Below are 18889 nucleotides of genomic sequence, written 5' to 3' on the forward strand. Positions count from 1 at the left end.
TTTTCCGGGTTAAACAGGATTACATCTGTTCAACGGTTTCAATGCCCAGCAGGTCAAGGCCTTTCTTGAGGATATGGGCAGTCAGGGCACAGAATTGCAGGCGGCTGATTTTAACGGGTTCGCTGACGCCTTCTTTGTTAACCGGGCAGTTTTCATAGAAGCTCATGAATGCACCAGACAAGTCGTAGAGGTAGCCGCAAAGTACGTGAGGCGTTCCTTCACGGGCAGCCTGCTCAATGGTTTCGCTGAATTGGTTGAGCTTCAGCGCCAGGTCTCTCTCGGAAGGCTCTTCAACCAGGATGTTACCGGTGAGGTCGGTTTCAGAAACTCCGGCCCTGCGGAAGATGCTTTTAATACGGGTATAGGCGTAGAGCAGGTAAGGCGCAGTGTTGCCTTCGAAGGCCAGCATGGTGTCCCAGTCGAAAACGTAGTCGCTGGTGCGGTTTTTGGACAGGTCAGCGTATTTTACCGAGCCCATGGCAACGGCTTTGATAACCTTGAACTTTTGTTCTTCGTTGAGATCAGAGGCTTTGCTGGCAACCAGTCTGGCTGCACGCTCTTCAGCTTCGTCCAGCAGATCTACCAGTTTGATGGTAGTACCGGCACGGGTTTTGAACGGTTTGCCATCCTTGCCCAGCATCATACCGAATGCATGATGTTCTGTGCGAGTATCTTCATTGACAAAGCCGGCCTTGCGGGCAATGGTGAAGATCTGGTCAAAGTGTTGTCCCTGACGAGCATCAACATAGTAAAGAACACGGTCGGCGTTCAAGGCGTGAGTCCGGTGCCGCAGGGCCGCCAGATCGGTTGTAGAATAGAGAAAGCCGCCGCCAGACTTTTCAACGATGACACCCATCGGGTCGCCGTCTTTGTTCTTGAATTCATCCAGAAAGACCACTTTTGCCCCCTGGTCTTCACTCAACAGGCCTTTGCTGTCCAGTGCATTGATAATGGCAGGCAGGCTGTCGTTGTAGGCGCTCTCACCCATAACATCGGATGGCGTCAGGGAAACATTCAATCGCTCGTAGACTTCCTGGTTGTGAGATAGAGTGATATCAACCAGTTTTTTCCAGAGTTTCAGGCAGTGCTCATCGCCAGATTGTAATTCGACAACATATTCACGGGCTTTTGTGGCGAACACTTCGTCATCGTCAAAACGTTTTTTAGCCGCCTTGTAGAAGGCTTCCATATTTGAAAGCTCCATAGCCTGAGCTTCCTGACTGTCTTGCTCCAGTTCTTCGAGGTGAGCAATCAGCATACCGAACTGAGTCCCCCAGTCTCCCAAGTGGTTCTGGCGAATGACCTTGTGGCCCAGAAATTCCAGAGTGCGAGCGCTGGCATCACCAATGATGGTGGAGCGAATGTGGCCAATGTGCATTTCTTTGGCAACATTAGGCGCGGAGTAATCGACAATCACAGTTTCCGGGCTGTCGACAGAGGCTACACCGGAACGATCGTCTTTTACTGCTTCCTGCAATCTGGCAGCGAGCCATTCTGGCTTGAGATAGATATTAATGAAGCCGGGTCCGGCAATTTCCGTTTTTTCAGCAATGCCTTCCAGATCCAGGTTTTCTTCTACTTTTTGGGCCAGATCTCGAGGTTTGAGTCCCATTTTCTTGGCTGCTGCCATCACCGCATTGCACTGATAGTCACCAAAGTTGGCCCGTGCGCTCTGACGAACCATCGGAGGGGTGTCTTCCGGGGCTCCGGCGGCGATCAGTGCTTTGATGACTCTGTCTTCAAGCAGTTTAAGAATATTCATGGAAAAAATTCCTTGGTCTGAAACTTGTGTGCGATGATTTTTTTCTCTCTTGGCTGCTCATCGGGAAAAATATTTTGCACTGTCTGCGTCTCATTGTTGATGGTTTTTCAAAATATTTTTCTATCGCTTGGGCGTCTCTAATAGAGCGCCTGTTGACCTTTCCGGTCAGCGGCAGCCTTGTTCTGCAAAAAAGCAGGATGTCGAAAGTGATGGTGACTGAAAAGCAACCTTTCAGCCTTGGCATCGTCGCAATGTGAATGTCAGGCAGCCCGGAAAGTTGCCGCAACAGAGGGCAATATCAGATGCTGACTGAAGCCTTTCAGGACTTGCCGCCTGAGAGGCAGATGAAGTGGCTGATGAGAGTGATTTCATAGCGGGAAATAATAGCGAATAAAACGGCTTTGAGACAATAGCAGTCTTCTTCAATCATGAGAAATGTTGCCACTGTCGAGAAATGTGAAGTCGGGTATCTACACCATGGTCAGCTGGTTGATTTGTCTACCCAGGCTGCTGCAGAGGCTGATAAACCGGATTTATCGCCATCAATGGGAAAATAAAATAACTGTCTTTTTTCCGAAAAGCGACTAAACATAAGGATTTGAATTCAGACACTTGAATATTCTTCAGATTAGTGAGAGCTTGCGATGTTTTTGAGGACTGTCTCCTTTGCCCTGATTCTATGGTTGGCATTAGCACCTTCAGTTAATGTTTCAGCAGTTAATTTTTCAGCCGGACAATATGAATCCAGTTTAATGGAGGCGGCTGCCGAGCATCGCGATTTCAGCCTCTACACCAGTCAGATGGATGCTGCTTTACAACACAAACTGTCCCGGCTGTTACCCTATCTGCCATTATACGACGGGGCATTTATTATTGATGTAGGATCTGGCACTGGAGCTGTGGCCGCAGCCATTGCCAGGGAAAATCCCGGATTAATGGTTCAGGGTATCGATATTCAGCCTCCGATGATAGCCCATGCCCAAAGTCGATACAGCGCAATAGAAAATCTTCATTTTGAGCAGGGCAGTAGCAATAAACCTTATGGTGTGAATGCTGACGCAGTGATAATGGCTTCGGTCCTTCATGAGATCTATTCCTACAACGAAGATTCTCTCGCCGCTGTTAAAAATGCTTTAGAGCATGCCTATCAGGCTCTTAAGAAAGGGGGGAGAATCATTATCAAAGATTTTGCCCGACCTGAAGATGGTACGAGGAGAGTTCGTTTTTATCACGCAAAATCTGATGTAAAAGACCGACATTGTTTCGCAGAATTTGCACTCGGCTTCTGGCAACTTAATCGGCCTGTGCCAATTGATTTGTATAAATGTACCGAAGATTATGAATCCTTCGAGACGGATATGGCATCAGCTTATGATTACATGTTCAGAAAGGATTACACGGAAGACTGGCATGCAGAAATTAAAGAACATTACGGATTCATTCATCCCCGCAAACTTATCTTTATGCTGAACGACGTTGGTTTTAAAGTTCATGTAGCTAAGTTTTTTGATAATGAATGGATTTTAGAGCACCGGATTCGTGGAAAAGTGTGGCTTAAGGATGTAAAGACCGGTGAGGACATTCCGATTCCAAAATACGATATGGTCATTGTTGCTTATAAATAAAGAACATTACTGTTCACTTTCCATTTCCCAGAGATTGACCTGGCTGTCTTCAAGGTGGATTCTGCCCGTAAAAAATCCATCGTGGTTATTATGGGCTGCATTGTGGTCGACGATCAGCAGCAGGCTGTCAGGCAGATATTTTTTTAACATTTCCTGTGCCCGTTGCACCGATGCCTGATCCATCCCGGCGAAAATTTCGTCCAGTATGGCTACTTCGGGGCGCCGGTTAATTACCGAGAGCAGCGCCAGTTTTTTAATCTGGCCACCACTGAGCTGATCTTTCCAGTTGCGTTCGTCGCGAAGCTGTTCTTCCAGAAGGTGCCATTGATCTTCAGGGTAGAAATCGATCTCCTGCAACATGTTGATTAGCTCTCTATCTGTCAGGTCGCCTCTGTGTTCTGGCTTTTGAGGATGCGGGTCGTTTGAGTCGGTTTCCAATCTTAACGTGACGAGTTCTCTCAGGGTTGTGTTCGGAGGAATGTAGGTTAACTGTTCGGCATGGAAGACTTCAGGCAACTCGCCATTGGCAGTGGTGTAGGTCACATTACCCGTTGCCCAGATACCGTTGCCGGCTTCTCTTCTGATCTTTGAAAGCAGGCTGCTCTTGCCGCTGCCAGAAGCACCGGAAACCGCATAATAGCCCTTGGGAATGGTCAATGCCTGATCGGTCATCAGCACTCCTTCAGGATGTCCCATGGAGAAGGCGTCCAGACGAATGGCGACCTCATTCCCTTTTTTTGCCCGATAGTCAGGCTGTTTCCAAAGTTCCGCCGGGGGATCGTTTATTTCTGCTCCCAGTGAGTAAATGCTATATAGTGCTTTATCGAAGCTGAGCAGGTTTTCGATGTTATTAGCGTGCCACGAGAAGGCGTCGGAAACACTGTCAGAGGCGAAAAGAAGGGCCTGATAATCGTCGTATGCAACTTCCCCAGTGCTCATCTTTTTGACAATAAAAAGGCTTTTGGCGACGAAGTCGACAAGGCCTTTTGCTATGCTCCAGCTGCCCGAAATCAGCCCTGCTTTAGACTGGCTGGCTTCTGTTTCACGAACTGCCAGCAGCAGCTCAGAATACTTTTCGACCATAAAATCCTTTTTGGCACCGCTGCCAATGGTTCGTGCATTGGTGTTGAAGTCTTTTTTCAACAAGTCGAGTTTAGTGCTCAGGGAATGCCTTTTGGTTTCCAGATCCAGGGCTCCCTGGTTAAGGCTCAGGGTTACGGACTCAGTCATTTTGCTATAGATATCCATGAACACCAGCATATCGGCAGCGCCGCTTTTGACAATAAAAGAAAGGTCATAAAAACCACCGATATAAGCGCGGGCCAGCGAACGCTTCAGTGAGCTACCGGCATTGACGATGTTGTGGATACTGACATCCATTCCGGCAATCAGGGTGTCGAGATTTTTATCCAGATTCAGTCTTATAAAATTCTGGTCATCGAAAAAGAGACTCTCCAGTTCATCTTCTGCAGCTTGCGTCATCAGAATTCTGTAGTAGCTTTCTATCACCGAATCCATCAACCAGTGTCCTACGTATGGCAGGCAGAAATAGCCCACTGACAGACCGGCTTCAACATAACCGGATAAAGCCTCTTCAGGTTTTAGACCGAACCTTGGATTAAAGTTTGACAGACTTGTATGAAGAGACTGGGCCCGGGAAGAGCGCATTTTGGTCAGTCTGGAGCTCATCAGTTGAGAGCCTGCTATAGCAAGAGCCTGCATGTGTGAGAGTCTCTGGATGGTCTGGTGATCCATAATTTCATTCAGGATCTGATCCATTTCAGAAACGACTTCCAAATTGGATTTGTCATTCTCCCGACTGGAGGGTTTCAGAGTGATACACAGATAAGAAAGGGAGCGCTCGTCTTCTGAAAGTGAGGTAAACAGGCAGGTTCCACTCCAGACAGTGCCAGCACTTTCCATTAAATAAGGAACATTGAGTTGAGACACCGCAGAGCTGTACGAGCTGCCAATCAGTGGCAGTCGGCCCAGAGCCGATGAGAAAAAGGGCGTCATTACTTTTAGCTGGGTGACAGCGGATAATGTTGTGGATAAGGGCTCGGTGCCCGTAAGATTACAGGCTGCCATCACTTCATCGACTGCACCGAGAGCCGCTCCTGCAGCCGCTCCCGGCATTCCTCCCAGGATGGCGCCGTTGATGGCTCCCTTTGTGGGTGCGCTGAGGTACTTTTCAAGAAAGTTAAACTGGCCTGAAGCAATCAGTGCGCCACCGACAAAACCACAAAGGTAATTAATAGAGCTGGGCATGGGAGTATTGCTCATGGTAGCGGCTCCCATGACACCGGCACTCATATAATAGGAGGCAGATGTATTGACGTGATTGTAAAGTAAATCCAGGCCAGATAGTGCGACACCGGAAATAACGCCTGCACTCACGGTATAAGAGGTTTGGTCGGGCGAATTGCTCGCAGCTATGCCACCTGCAATACCGCTCATGACAGGCATTACCAGCCACTGAGAATTATGCAATATCTGATGAGGCTGGTGAGATACCAGATCAGGATAAGAGGGTTGTAATAATTCTGAACAGAAAGCCATTTCATTCATTAATAACAGAATGAATCCCAATACAAAAAATCGCACTCAAAACTCCTTTTACTTCTTAATTCTTCTTTGTGTGTCACTTCAGTGGACTAGATATTAGAGTATGGGGGGGGCGGAAAAGTTCCTTCTTTTCTGATAATCAGTGAAGTAGTTTGAAGTGCTTATCTGGAAGGAGGCTACTGCTGTTTGGCGTGCAAAATGGGAAGTATCCGAATAGAGGTCTTTCTACTCTCCCTGCCCCCTATCAGGCGAGGGTTCTTGACCGCTCAAGAAGGTTCTGTTTCACAGTTTGTAGCTCAGCACCAGACACTTGTGTCCGGCGCTTAGTGTGGAGCGTCAGAATTCAGATCTGATTCCTGAGTCCTAATTGATCAGGATGAGGGTTTAGATAGGTTTGTTCCCGAATGTAATCGTTACCATGATTTTCAATGAAATGGCGTAGCATGGTCATTGGAACCACTAATGGCAATATACCCTGACGGTACTCTTCGACCAGTTTGAGAAACTGGTTTCGCTCTTTGGTATCCACGGTTTTTTTCACATACCCCAGAATGTGCAACATGGTATTGGTGTGGGACTTGCGGTTAGCCCTTTTTTTCAGGGTGTTCATGAATTCTTCGAAGTATTGTGCCAGCAAAGATTCCAGTTCCAGTTTGCCACCTTTGGCAACCAGTTTTCCCAGGGCTGTATAGTCACTGGGGTTGTGAGCCATGATCATATATTTGTGGGCAGAGTGGAAATGAACCACAGCGGCATGACTGGGGTTGTTCAGCACTTCGTTGTGCCAGCGGTGATAGGCATAGACCCGGGTGAAGAAATTTTCCCTTAAAACGGGATCATGGAGTCGGCCTTCTTCCTCAACCGGCAGTAAGGGTTGTGCTGCCATCAGGGCCTTGGCGTAGGCACCGGCTGAACTGACGCCGGAAGGGCAGCCGTTTTCATGGTAGACCTTGACCCTTTCCATACCGCAGCTGGGGGATTTTTGCATCAGGATGTAGCCACTGATATCGGTTAATTCTCTGGCTTTCTTGTAGCCATAGTCCGTTAGTTGATCGGTAACATCGACATCCGGATGATCCGTACCCACAACCCGAACCTGCTGGATATCCCCAACCAGACGAATTGGCTCTCTGGGGGTGCCGAGTCCGATGGCTACTTCGGGGCAGACTGGTTCGAAGTGGAAGTACTGGCTCAGGGTATTCATGCAGAATGAAGAGCGCTTGTGCCCACCATCGTACCGGACTTTCTGACCCATCAGGCAGGCGCTGATGCCGAGTTTGATGTCTTTTTCAGGTTCTGGAATCGAGACGATAGCCATTTAACTCTTCCTTTCTTATCCCTTTGCTTTCAATGTCACTTATTTTAAGGCAAACCCCCGGGAGCCTGTCGGACTATGGTTCGACCCGGGCTCCGGAAAGAGCGGCCATCTTTATCTTTTGTAAGCTTCCTGCCAGGTCCGAATAAAACGACAGCACGGAAGGCTAACATACTACTGCGTACGTATAAGTCCAACGATTCGGCACTGATAATAACAAAGACCGATAACAACAAAGGCCCAAGTTGCACTCACTTGAGAAACTCCCATATCAATATCGCTGAGAAACCTCCGACTGCCCCAGACACATAATCGGGCAGAGAAAAACCGAATATACTACGAAACAATAAACCGATTAAAAAACTTGCTACCAACATCACTGCAAGGGCAATCAGGCAACGTTTCCAGAGAGGCAATATGGATGAAGCAGTTTTAACATCAGACATGATTATCTTCAAAAGACCATAATCACCCAGTCTAGTAGGCGACCGTCATAACCCGCAAATTCAGAGGCGTTATAAACAGCGTGATTTACGATGCAAAATCGACCTGAGGGGTTGCTCAGACAGGTCAACCAGTCGCACAAATCCAACAATAAAAGCTGACTCGCCCCACTGAAATTCATTCCCGAAGGCTCAGGAGCGAGACAGGCTCTCCCGATTTTGTTTATGACTGCTTCAGCGCCTTGAAAGCAGAGAGTACTTTTGCTCTGGATGCTTTGAGGTCAACAATCGGTGCCGGGTAGTTAATCTCATGAGTATCTTTTTGCCAGGGGGCGTGAATCTCCTTACTGCTGAGTTTGTTCAGCTGGGGTAGCCAGTAGCGAATAAACTGGCCTTGTGAATCAAATTTCTCGGACTGACTGACAGGGTTAAACATTCTGAAATAGGGGGCCGCATCGGTGCCTGTGCTGGCAGACCACTGCCAGCCACCGTTGTTGGCAGACAGATCACCATCAATCAGATGCTGCATAAAGAAGGTTTCCCCGAGGCGCCAGTCAATCATCAGATTTTTGGTCAGGAACATGGCCGTGACCATTCTGAGGCGGTTGTGCATCCAGCCGGTATTCACCAATTGCTTCATGGCTGCATCGACTAATGGAAAGCCGGTCTCACCTTTGCACCAGGCATTGAATGCCTGTTTATCCTGATTCCAGGGCAGATGTTCGGTTTCCGTGATGAATGCCCTGCCTCTGGAGAGTCTGGGAAATCCATGCAAAATATGTTTGTAAAACTCCCGCCAGATTAACTCACTCATCCAGCATTGCAGGCCATCACTTCCTGAATCCATTTCTCCGTTGTTGGCTTGAAGGGCAGCATAAAAACACTGTCTGAGGGAGACTGTTCCTGAAACCAGATAGGGTGAGAGGGTGCTGGTGGCATCAATACCCGGGAAATCCCGGAACTTTTTATAACCTTCACCATGAGACTCAATAAATGCTTTGAGCCGGTTTGCTGCTTCCTCCTCACCAGCGGGCCAGAGTTTTTGCAGACCTTCTATCGGCGTAAACAGATTCTGGTAGTCGACGGTCTCAACTTCAGACAGCTTCAGGGGCTTTTGTTTTTCAGGCGCAGGCAGTGGCTGAATCTGATGCAGGTTAAGGGTTCGATAGAGGGCCTTTTTAAAGGGCGTGAAGACTTTGAAATAATCACCGCTGCCATTCAACAGTTGGCCGGGAGGGATCAGGGTCTGGTCAGAAAAGCGCTGGCACTCTAGCTGCTGCCCGATAAATGTTTGCTCTACAGCCTTGTCCCTGTTTTCTTCATTGAGCCCATGTTCGTTATTAAAGCTTATGCCATCGCACTGTAGCTTCCGGGTCATCTGCAACAGTTGTTGGGCACAGTGCTCAAACCTGAGAGACTGGATAACGACCAATGGAATGTTGAGTCTGTTGAGAGACTGCTCCAGTTGTTTGAGATTCTGCATCCAGAACCAGAGCTTGTTCGGGCTGTCATTGTGCTCCTGCCACTGATCCGGGCACAGGCAATAAACAGCTACAACCTCATTTTTGTCTGCACAGTGGTACAGAGCAGGGTTGTCTCTCACTCTCAGATCGCCTCTGAACCAGACCAGTGTTCGACTCATAGATATGTAGGCTGGAAATCCAGCCCACCTCCGAAATAGGCAAATAAATACTCTCTCTGACTGAGCTGGATTTTCATAGTGTGAATAGCACCTTCAGTTATATTTTTAAGTTATAACTCTGTTACGGACTTTAAAAGGAAGTGGATCATCCCGGGGAAACGTTAAGAACTCTGGCTTAAAAGTTGCTAAACAATATTTTAACTTTCTCACTATGCTATCAGGGGAGTTAATAGCATAGATGAGCTAACAGGATGGCTTTAAAAAAAGGTACTACACATGCTCGATACGAGTTCGTTTCCAACAACCCGTTCTGTTGAATATGAGCAGGTTTCTGATGATTATCTGAAACAGAGACAACTTAAGAAAGGAGCAGCGGGCTGGCTGGTTCTGGCTGGACTCGGGGTTTCTTATGTGATTTCCGGAGATTTTGCCGGTTGGAATTTCGGGCTGGAACAGGGCGGTTTTGGTGGCATGCTCCTGGCCACCCTTGTCATGGCTATTATGTATACCTTTATGGTGTTGTCATTGGCTGAGCTGTCTTCTTCATTGCCTACTGCTGGTGGCGGCTACTCCTACGCCCGTCGGGCAATGGGTCCTTGGGGAGGGTATCTGACAGGCACCGCCATACTTCTTGAATATGCGATCGCGCCTGCAGCGATAGCCGTGTTTATAGGCGGGTATGTGAATGAACTTTTTGGTTGGGACGGACCCCTGGTTTACGGTGCCTTCTATGCTGCCTTCATTGGTTTGCACCTTTTGGGGGCCGGAGAAGCTCTGAAAATCATGATGGTGATTACCGGCCTGGCATGTTTAGCCATAGTAGTGTTTATCCTGGGAATGATTCCTGTCTTCAACGTCGACAACCTGTTTGATATCGCCGTGAATGCAGAAGCTACCGGCGCTTCAACTTTCCTGCCCGAAGGTTATGTCGGTATCTGGGCTGCCATCCCATTTGCCATGTGGCTGTTTTTGGCGGTAGAGGGTGTTCCCCTGGCGGCGGAAGAAGCCAGCGATCCCAAGAAGGATATGCCCAGAGGGATTATCACCGCCATGGTCGTTCTGTTGTTGTTTGGAGGGCTGGTACTGGTTCTGGCCCCCGGCGCAGTGGGCGCCGAATACATGAAGGATCATGCTGCTCCACTGGTAGGGGCTCTGCAAGAAGTCTATGGTAAAGACTCTTACATGGCGACCTTTGTAAACTTTGTTGGACTTGCCGGTCTGATCGCGTCCTTCTTTTCTATCATTTACGCTTATTCCCGACAGGTATTCGCCTTGTCCAGAGCCGGCTATTTACCTCGCTTTTTATCAAAAACCGGTGAGCGAAAAGTGCCCACAATGGCCCTGGTCATTCCTGGAATCATTGGTTTCCTGCTGTCATTGACCGGAGAAGGTGATCTGATGATCACTATGGCCGTTTTTGGTGCCACCCTCTCCTACGCCATGATGACGCTGTCTCATATTATCCTGCGAGTTAAAGAGCCAGAGCTGGAACGTCCTTATAAAACGCCGGGTGGCATCATAACGTCAGGCATTGCTTTTGGTCTGGCTATTGTTGCCTTTCTCTCTACCTTTCTGGTGAGCAGCGAAGCCGCTTTCTGGTCTGCGGCTTTCTATGCCGTCATGGTGGCTTATTTCGGTTTATACAGCCGACAGCACCTGGTGGCTAAAGCGCCAGAAGAAGAATTCGAAGCCATTGCCGAAGCTGAGTCTGAGCTGAGCTGAGCTGAGCTGATTGGTTGGGCATCTTTCTGGTGCCTGACACCTGAAAAGCCTAAGAAAAACGAGTATCAAATATGCACAACCCCAGAGATGTCAAAACCATTGATGATGCCAAAAAGATTGTTGAAGAAAGAGGACTCTCTCACGTTAAAGTCGGTCTTTTCGATAACGATGGAATCATGCTCGGCAAATACATGAGCAAGGCCAAGTTTTTTTCAGCTCTGGAAAGCGGCTTTGCCTTTTGTGATGTAATCCTTGGCTGGGACAGTAAAGACCAGCTTTATGACAATGTAAAATATACAGGCTGGCATACCGGATACCCTGATGCTCCCGTACGAATCCTGCCCCATTCCTGCCGGGAGATCCCATTTGAAAATGGCATGCTGTTGTTCATTGCCGAATTCAAGGGGCAGTCAGAAGCGCTCTGTCCCCGGGGTACATTGAGAAGGGTAATTGAGAAAGCAGCTGACATGGGCTTTGATGCCCGTGCGGCGCTGGAATATGAATTTTTTATGTTCCAGGAGACACCGGAATCGGTTCGGGAAAAAGGCTTTCGAAATCTCAAACCATTGACGCCTGACTGGTTTGGTTATTCGATGATAAGAAACTCAGTGCATTCCGATCTTTATCACCAGATACTGGAAATGGCCGAAGTAATGGACTTTCCCATCGAAGGCATTCATACAGAAACCGGGCCTGGCGTGGTCGAAGCTGCCATTGCTGTCGACTCTGCTGAAAATGCCGCAGATAAAGCCGCACTGTTTAAAACGTTTATGAAAGTGCTGGCGCAGCGTAATGGGCTGATGGCCACTTTTATGGCCAAGTGGTCATCGGATTATCCGGGGCAGAGCGGTCATATTCATTTGTCTTTGTTCAACAAAAAGGATGGGCAGTCGGCGTTCTTTGATCCCAGCCAGAAACACAGCATCAGTCAGACACAGAGGCATTTTATTGCCGGTTTGCAGCGATTAATGCCTGAATTTCTGCCCATGCTGGCCCCTACCGTCAATAGTTACACCCGACTTATTCCCGGCTTCTGGGCACCTACCGACGCGACCTGGGGGGTTGAAAACCGTACCACCGCATTGCGTGTTATTCCGGGCTCAGAGAAGTCACAGAGAGTGGAATACCGGCTTGGCTCTGCAGATGCTAACCCTTATCTTTCCCTTTCCGCCGCTTTGGCTTCCGGTCTTCAGGGCATTATTCACCAATGGGAGCCTGAGGATCAGGTGAAAGGAAATGCCTACGACCAGGGGCACCCACCTGAATATGCACTACCCTCAACGCTCTGGGATGCAGCCCAAAAATTCAAGCAATCCGAAGCTGCCCGAACGATGTTGGGTGACGCTTTCGTCGAACACTACGCTGCTTCCAGAGAGTGGGAAGAACGAGAGTTCAGAAAGCATATTACGGATTGGGAAATGGATCGTTATTTCGAAATTATCTGATCACTTCCAACGGATTTAAAACAATGAATAATACACAGATTACCCTTTCACCAGTGGATGGTTCGGTGGTTGCTGAACGTCCACTGTCTGATGTTTCAGACATTAATCAAGCGTTGGCAAAGGCTGAGAAAACTCAGCTTGACTGGCAAAGTACTGCTCTGGAAGAGCGACAAAACATCTGCAGCAAAGCTGTGGATTATTTTGTCGCTCAAAAAGACGACATTGCCAGTGAAATTACCTGGCAGATGGGCAGACCTGTCAAATACGCTGCCGGAGAAGTGGCAGGGTTTGAAGAGCGTGCCTGCTTCATGATTGAAGCTTCAAGTGAAGCACTGAAGCCCGTCACAATTCCTGAAAAAGAAGGCTTTACCCGTTATATCTGCAAGGAAGCTCTGGGTGTTGTGCTGGTCATAGCGCCCTGGAATTATCCTTACCTGACTGCAATCAACAGCATTATGCCGGCACTGCTGGCCGGTAATGCCGTGCTTCTGAAACATTCCGCTCAAACTCCGCTCTGTGCCGAGCGCATGGTAGAAGCCTTTCTGGAAGCGGGTCTGCCTGAAGGGCTTTTTCAGTATCTGCACATGTCCCATGAGAACACTGAGTACCTGATTCAATGTGACGCGATCAAGCATGTGGCGTTTACGGGCTCAGTTCCTGCGGGAGCCATAGTAGAAAAGGCGGCTGCCGGACGATTCATCGGTATGGGTCTGGAGCTTGGTGGCAAAGATCCTGCTTATATCAGAGCGGATGCTGATCTGGATGCAGCGACAGACACGGTGATAGACGGTGCTTTCTTTAACTCCGGTCAATCCTGCTGTGGCATAGAAAGGCTCTACGTACATGAAGCTGTTTATGATGCATTTGTTGAAAAGGCTGTTGCTCTGGTGAAGCAATACCGCCTCGGACGACCCGATGATCCTGAAACTACTCTGGGTCCTCTGGTGAAAAGCAGCGCTGCGGACTTTGTCAGGGGGCAGGTGGAAGAAGCTGTGTTACAGGGTGCAGTTGCTCATATCGATCCGGCCTTGTTTCCCAAGGATGAAACAGGCACTCCCTATCTTGCACCCCAGCTGCTGACTCAGGTAAATCACGATATGCGGGTGATGACTGAAGAAAGTTTCGGTCCTGTTTTAGGAATTCAAAAAGTTTCCTCGGACGAAGAAGCGCTCAGCCTGATGAACGACAGTGAATTTGGACTGACTGCCGCCATTTTCTCACGGGATATTGAACGAGCGGTTGAGTTGGGTCGTCTGGTTCAAACCGGCACTTTCTTTGTCAATCGCTGTGACTATCTTGACCCTGCCCTGGCCTGGACAGGCATTAAAAACTCTGGTCGAGGTTGCACCCTGTCGGTGTTGGGTTTTGATGCCCTGACCCGACCCAAATCCTTCCACATCAAGCACGGCTGAGGCAGAAAGGAGACGTCAATGAACATTGAGCAGTACACAGCTAACTGGAATTTTCCGACAGCCATCCGTGCTGGCGCTGGCCGTATCAAAGATCTATCCGCTGCCTGTATGGAACTGGGGATGAAAAACCCACTCATTATTACTGATCCCGGGTTGTCACAGTTGCCCATGGTTCAGGAAGCCCGGTTACAGGTCAGCTCTGCTCTGACCGGTTGTGGACTGTTTTCCGGAATCAAGGGTAATCCAACCGGTGAGAATGTCTCAGCCGGCGTCGCTGCCTGTAAGGAAGGCGACCATGATGGTGTGATCGCTTTTGGCGGGGGCTCTGCACTGGATGCGGGCAAGGCTATTGCCCTGATGGTTGGCCAGAGTCGTTCAATCTGGGATTTTGAAGATGTGAGTGATAACTACCTGAGAGTGAATGCAGAGGGAATGCTGCCCGTTGTGGCCGTGCCCACCACTGCCGGAACAGGCTCGGAAGTGGGGCGTTCTTCTGTGATCACCCATCAGGATGAGCAGGTGAAAAAGATCATTTTTCACCCGGGTATGCTTCCTGGCATCGTGCTTCTTGATGCCGAACTGACCTGTGGTTTGCCTGCCGGACTCACTGCAGCGACCGGTATAGATGCACTCTCCCATAATCTTGAAGCCTATTGTTCGCCTTTCCATCATCCTATGGCCCAGGGCATCGCACTGGAAGGCATTCGTCTGGTAAGAGACTATCTTCCCAGGGCAGTGGCGCAGGGCAGTGATCTTGAGGCCCGGCATCAGATGCTGGTGGCCTCCAGCATGGGGGCAACGGCCTTTCAGAAAGGTCTGGGTGCTATGCATGCTCTGGCGCATCCACTGGGGGCTTTATACGACGCTCATCATGGATTGTTGAATGCCATTCTGATGCCCTATGTTCTGAAGGCAAACAGAGCAGCCATCGGTCATAAAATGGCGGCCCTCAGTCGTTACCTTGACCTGCCTGCTCCAGACTTTGACGCTTTCTTCAACTGGGTGATAGAGCTCAGAGAACAGTTGGAAATCCCCCATACACTGGCTGAAATCGGAATCGACGATAGCCAGCTGGATAAAGTCGGGCGGATGGCGTTTGCCGATCCTTCGGCAGCCGGAAACCCAATCTCTTTCTCTGCGGCTGAATATCAGCAGATAGGCCAGGATGCGGTTCGGGGAGATCTATGATGAAAGTCGGTTTGCTATTGTGTGATGACGTTTCGCCCGAGCTGCGCAAGGTTCACAACAATTATCCGGATATGTTTCTGGCTCTGTTGAGAAAGCAGGAACCTGATATACAGATGATCACCTACCGGGTAGTGGATGGTGAGATTCCTGAAACGACCCATGAGTGTGATTGCTGGATTATCTCGGGCAGTCGTCACAGTGCTTATGATCCTTTTCCATGGATAGCTTTATTGGAAGGGTTTATCAGAAGGCTGTACGAGGATCGTTGCAAGTTGGCGGGTATTTGTTTTGGTCATCAAATCATGGCAAACAGTCTTGGGGGGCAAGTAGCGCTGGCTGACAAAGGCTGGGGTGTTGGTATGTCGTACAATCACGTCACCCGAAAGACCCGCTGGATGGAGCCTGCGGTTGAGGACTTCAAGTTACTGGTCAGTCACAGGGATCAAGTCACTCGTTTGCCATCTTCGGCTGAAGTACTCGCCTGCAGTGATTTCTGTCCCAATTTTATGCTGCAATATGGCGATTCTTTTATCAGTATTCAGGGGCATCCGGAATTCAGCAAGTCTTACTCTGCGGACTTGATGAATTCACGTCGGGAGGCGATTCCCGGGGACAGAGTGCGCAAGGGCATGGATTCGTTGAAAGACGATCCTGATAGTGATCTGATAGCTCAATGGATCATGCAGTTTTTCTAGTCATGGTCTAACCCGGAAATTTAATTGAGTTTCCGGGCTGATATTAAAATGGCTTATTAATCAATCGGTTGTATTAATATATGAAGTGCTGAAACAAACGGCTACGTTTTAGTAACAGTAGTCTTATTCGGATTTGACGTATGATATCAGTGAGTCGCCAGAGATAGATCGAGCCCTCTGGCCGTTTTCAATATTTGATTCTCACTGCCCTGGGGAAATACAAGTCCATATGAAATGGATTGAGCTCTGGTCACTCATCTGAAAGACCGGGCCAACAGAACAACATTATGTTTTTAGATCAATATTGTACTGAGCTGGAAAATAACCAGTTCTCATTCACTCGTCAGCAGTCCAGTGATTTTGCCAAGAATATCGCCAATGACTTCAACCCGCTGCATGATGTCGACACCAAGAAGTTTTGTGTTCCGGGTGATCTTCTGTTTGCCAAAATTCTCTGCTCTGAAGGGCTATACCCTGATATGAAAGTGAGTTTCAGTGGCATGGTCAGTGATGGCGTTGCCCTGTCGATTGCCGATGCCGGCAATGGTGACAAGATTATTTGTGACCAGAGTGAGAAGGAATACCTGCGGGTTGAGCATGATGGCAAGCAAACAAACAATGCTGACATGATTGCAAAGCTGGTAAAGGCTTATGTGGCGTTCTCAGGTGAAAACTTCCCACATGTTCTGGTGCCACTGATGAAAGAGAAGAATGTCATGATTAATGTGGCGCGGCCTCTGGTTATCTACGAAACCATGTCGGTACATCTGGACACAATTGATCTGAAAGACCCCGTAATAGAGGCCTCAGCGTCTCATCTGGAAGTGAATGGCAAACGTGGTAATGTCACCCTGGGCTTTGTCTTCAAAGAAGGTGACAAAGTTGTGGGCGAAGGGAAGAAAACCATGGTTCTGGCCAACTTGCGGGAATATGATCAGCCTGCCGTCGACAGTATGGTCGAGGAGTATAATCGTCGCCGGATAGAATACGCAGCTTGATTATTCTTCTGCATTATGAGGCTATCGGGAGCCTATCAGGCTCCCATCATTCTGTTATAATCCCGAATCCGCCATGGAAGACATCAGAGAGCCTGGTTTCCAGAGAGCTTCTCAAACATCAGGATTAAGAATCAGAGAGAAAGGATAGAGAGTCATGCCTGCATACCGTTCAAGAACCTCGACCCACGGTCGTAATATGGCTGGAGCCCGCTCGCTTTGGCGTGCCACGGGTATGAAGGATGATGACTTCAAAAAGCCTATTATTGCCGTAGCCAACTCTTTTACCCAGTTTGTTCCCGGCCATGTTCATTTAAAAGACATGGGACAGCTGGTGGCCAGAGAAATTGAAAAGCATGGTGGTGTAGCCAAAGAGTTTAATACCATCGCCGTCGATGATGGTATCGCGATGGGCCATGACGGCATGCTTTACTCCCTGCCCAGCCGGGACATCATTGCCGACTCCGTTGAGTACATGGTAAATGCCCATACTGCTGATGCCCTGGTCTGTATTTCCAACTGCGACAAGATTACTCCCGGAATGCTCAATGCCGCCATGAGACTGAATATTCCAGTGATATTTGTCTCCGGTGGTCCCATGGAGGCCGGTAAAACCAAATTGGCACAGCATGGACTGGACCTGGTCGATGCCATGGTCATTGCCGCCTCGGATGCCGACGATGAAACTGTTGCTGAGTATGAACGTTCAGCTTGCCCAACCTGTGGCTCCTGCTCCGGTATGTTTACCGCCAACTCCATGAACTGTTTGACGGAAGCTCTGGGTCTGTCCCTGCCCGGCAATGGTTCCATGCTGGCCACTCATGCCGATCGTGAGCAACTGTTCCTCGAAGCCGGTCGACGGATTGTCGATATTACCAAGCGCTATTACGAACAGAATGACGAGTCTGTTCTGCCTCGCTCTATTGCCAGCTATAAGGCCTTTGAAAATGCTATGAGTCTGGATATAGCCATGGGGGGGTCCACCAATACCATTCTGCATTTGCTGGCCGCTGCACAGGAAGCGGGTGTCGATTTCACCATGAAAGATATTGATGCCCTTTCTCGCAAGGTGCCTCAGCTGTGCAAGGTGGCACCTAACATCCAGAAATACCATATGGAAGATGTCCATCGTGCGGGTGGTGTGTTTGGCATCCTGGGTGAACTGGATCGGGCAGGGTTGTTGAACAATGAGATCCCGACGGTTCACAGTGAAACCATGGCCGCAGCTCTGGCTAAATGGGATATCAAACAGACCAGTGACGAATCGGTACTGACATTCTTCAAGGCAGGACCTGCCGGCATACGTACGACACAGGCATTCAGTCAGGAAACTCGCTGGCCAACGCTGGACGATGATCGTGAATCAGGTTGTATCCGTACACTGGAGCATGCATACAGCAATGAAGGTGGTCTCGCGGTTCTGACCGGTAATATTGCTCTGGATGGTTGCGTAGTAAAAACCTCTGGTGTCGATGAGAGTATTCTGGTTTTTGAAGGACCTGCACATATCTGTGAGAGTCAGGAAGATGCAGTCAGTGATATTCTGGAAGGTCGGGTAGAAGCCGGTGATGTTGTCATCGTCCGCTACGAAGGTCCCAAAGGTGGTCCGGGTATGCAGGAGATGTTGTATCCGACCAGCTACCTGAAATCCAAAGGTTTGGGTAAAGAGTGCGCGCTCCTGACCGATGGTCGTTTCTCTGGTGGTACTTCCGGACTTTCCATAGGTCATGCTTCTCCAGAAGCGGCAGCGGGGGGCAATATTGCTCTGGTAGAAAAAGGCGATATCGTTCGTATTGATATCCCTAATCGTACCATTGACGTACAGTTGTCTGATGAAGAGCTGGCCGAGCGTCGTACCCGGATGGAAGCGAAAGGCAAGGCAGCCTGGAAACCTCTGAAAGAGCGGCCTCGTAAGGTTTCTGCGTCATTAAAAGCCTATGCGGCTATGGTGACCAGTGCCGATAAAGGTGCTGTCAGAGATGTGTCGCTCCTGGATTGACAGTGACTCATGAACGACAAGCTCTATGTTATATAGAGCTTGTCGTGTACTTTATCTGTCGTAAACAAACAAAAAATTCAG

General features: G+C 49.0%; 14 protein-coding genes. 10 read left to right on the top strand and 4 right to left on the bottom strand.

What is annotated here, in order from left to right; translation table 11 throughout:
• Positions 1-19 precede the first annotated feature (19 nt).
• Positions 20-1762: an arginine--tRNA ligase gene (argS, locus tag ACOMHB_RS07430; RefSeq protein WP_448216108.1), complete on the bottom strand. Its 1743-nt coding sequence runs from the start codon at positions 1760-1762 to the stop codon at positions 20-22.
• 26 nt (positions 1763-1788) lie between these two features.
• On the opposite strand from argS, the gene ACOMHB_RS07435 reads away from it, so the two are divergent.
• The 3 genes from ACOMHB_RS07435 (at position 1789) to ACOMHB_RS07445 (ending at position 3387) form a co-directional block, all read left to right on the top strand.
• A complete protein-coding gene (locus ACOMHB_RS07435) occupies positions 1789-2019 on the top strand; it encodes a hypothetical protein (protein ID WP_422132702.1) in 231 nt (76 codons plus the stop codon).
• Between the two features lie 171 nt (positions 2020-2190).
• Positions 2191-2319, top strand: coding sequence for a hypothetical protein (locus ACOMHB_RS07440; RefSeq protein WP_448216109.1), 129 nt, complete (start codon positions 2191-2193; stop codon positions 2317-2319).
• 126 nt (positions 2320-2445) lie between these two features.
• Positions 2446-3387: a class I SAM-dependent methyltransferase gene (locus tag ACOMHB_RS07445; RefSeq protein ID WP_448216110.1), complete on the top strand. Its 942-nt coding sequence runs from the start codon at positions 2446-2448 to the stop codon at positions 3385-3387.
• A 6-nt stretch (positions 3388-3393) separates the two neighbouring features.
• On the opposite strand, the gene ACOMHB_RS07450 is transcribed toward ACOMHB_RS07445, so the two are convergent.
• From ACOMHB_RS07450 to phrB, 3 genes are all read right to left on the bottom strand, one after another.
• A complete protein-coding gene (locus tag ACOMHB_RS07450; protein WP_448216111.1) occupies positions 3394-5991 on the bottom strand; it encodes an ATP-binding cassette domain-containing protein in 2598 nt (865 codons plus the stop codon).
• A 304-nt stretch (positions 5992-6295) separates the two neighbouring features.
• Entirely contained in the window at positions 6296-7270 is a 975-nt protein-coding gene (locus ACOMHB_RS07455) for a YbgA family protein (protein ID WP_448216112.1), read from the bottom strand.
• Positions 7271-7933: 663 nt separating this feature from the next.
• Complete coding sequence (gene phrB, locus ACOMHB_RS07460) at positions 7934-9352, bottom strand: deoxyribodipyrimidine photo-lyase (protein ID WP_448216113.1); 1419 nt, start codon at positions 9350-9352, stop codon at positions 7934-7936.
• Between the two features lie 276 nt (positions 9353-9628).
• On the opposite strand from phrB, the gene eat reads away from it, so the two are divergent.
• From eat to ilvD, 7 genes are all read left to right on the top strand, one after another.
• The gene (gene eat, locus ACOMHB_RS07465; protein ID WP_422132709.1) at positions 9629-11074 is read left to right on the top strand and encodes an ethanolamine permease; all 1446 of its coding nucleotides are present in this window, start codon (positions 9629-9631) and stop codon (positions 11072-11074) included.
• A 71-nt stretch (positions 11075-11145) separates the two neighbouring features.
• Positions 11146-12519, top strand: a complete 1374-nt coding sequence (locus tag ACOMHB_RS07470; RefSeq protein ID WP_448216114.1) for a glutamine synthetase family protein — start codon at positions 11146-11148, stop codon at positions 12517-12519.
• Between the two features lie 23 nt (positions 12520-12542).
• Positions 12543-13931 (top strand): aldehyde dehydrogenase family protein, encoded by a 1389-nt coding sequence (locus tag ACOMHB_RS07475; RefSeq protein WP_448216115.1) that lies wholly within the window; start codon positions 12543-12545, stop codon positions 13929-13931.
• 18 nt (positions 13932-13949) lie between these two features.
• Positions 13950-15119, top strand: a complete 1170-nt coding sequence (locus ACOMHB_RS07480; protein WP_448216116.1) for an iron-containing alcohol dehydrogenase — start codon at positions 13950-13952, stop codon at positions 15117-15119.
• Positions 15116-15814, top strand: coding sequence for a glutamine amidotransferase-related protein (locus ACOMHB_RS07485; protein ID WP_422132713.1), 699 nt, complete (start codon positions 15116-15118; stop codon positions 15812-15814). The genes ACOMHB_RS07480 and ACOMHB_RS07485 overlap by 4 nt, the downstream gene beginning before the upstream one ends.
• A 287-nt stretch (positions 15815-16101) precedes the next feature.
• Entirely contained in the window at positions 16102-16812 is a 711-nt protein-coding gene (locus ACOMHB_RS07490) for a DUF3581 family protein (RefSeq protein ID WP_448216117.1), read from the top strand.
• A gap of 154 nt (positions 16813-16966) precedes the next feature.
• A complete protein-coding gene (ilvD, locus tag ACOMHB_RS07495; protein WP_422474290.1) occupies positions 16967-18808 on the top strand; it encodes a dihydroxy-acid dehydratase in 1842 nt (613 codons plus the stop codon).
• Positions 18809-18889: the final 81 nt, after the last annotated feature.

The organism is Endozoicomonas sp. 2B-B (assembly GCF_053470045.1).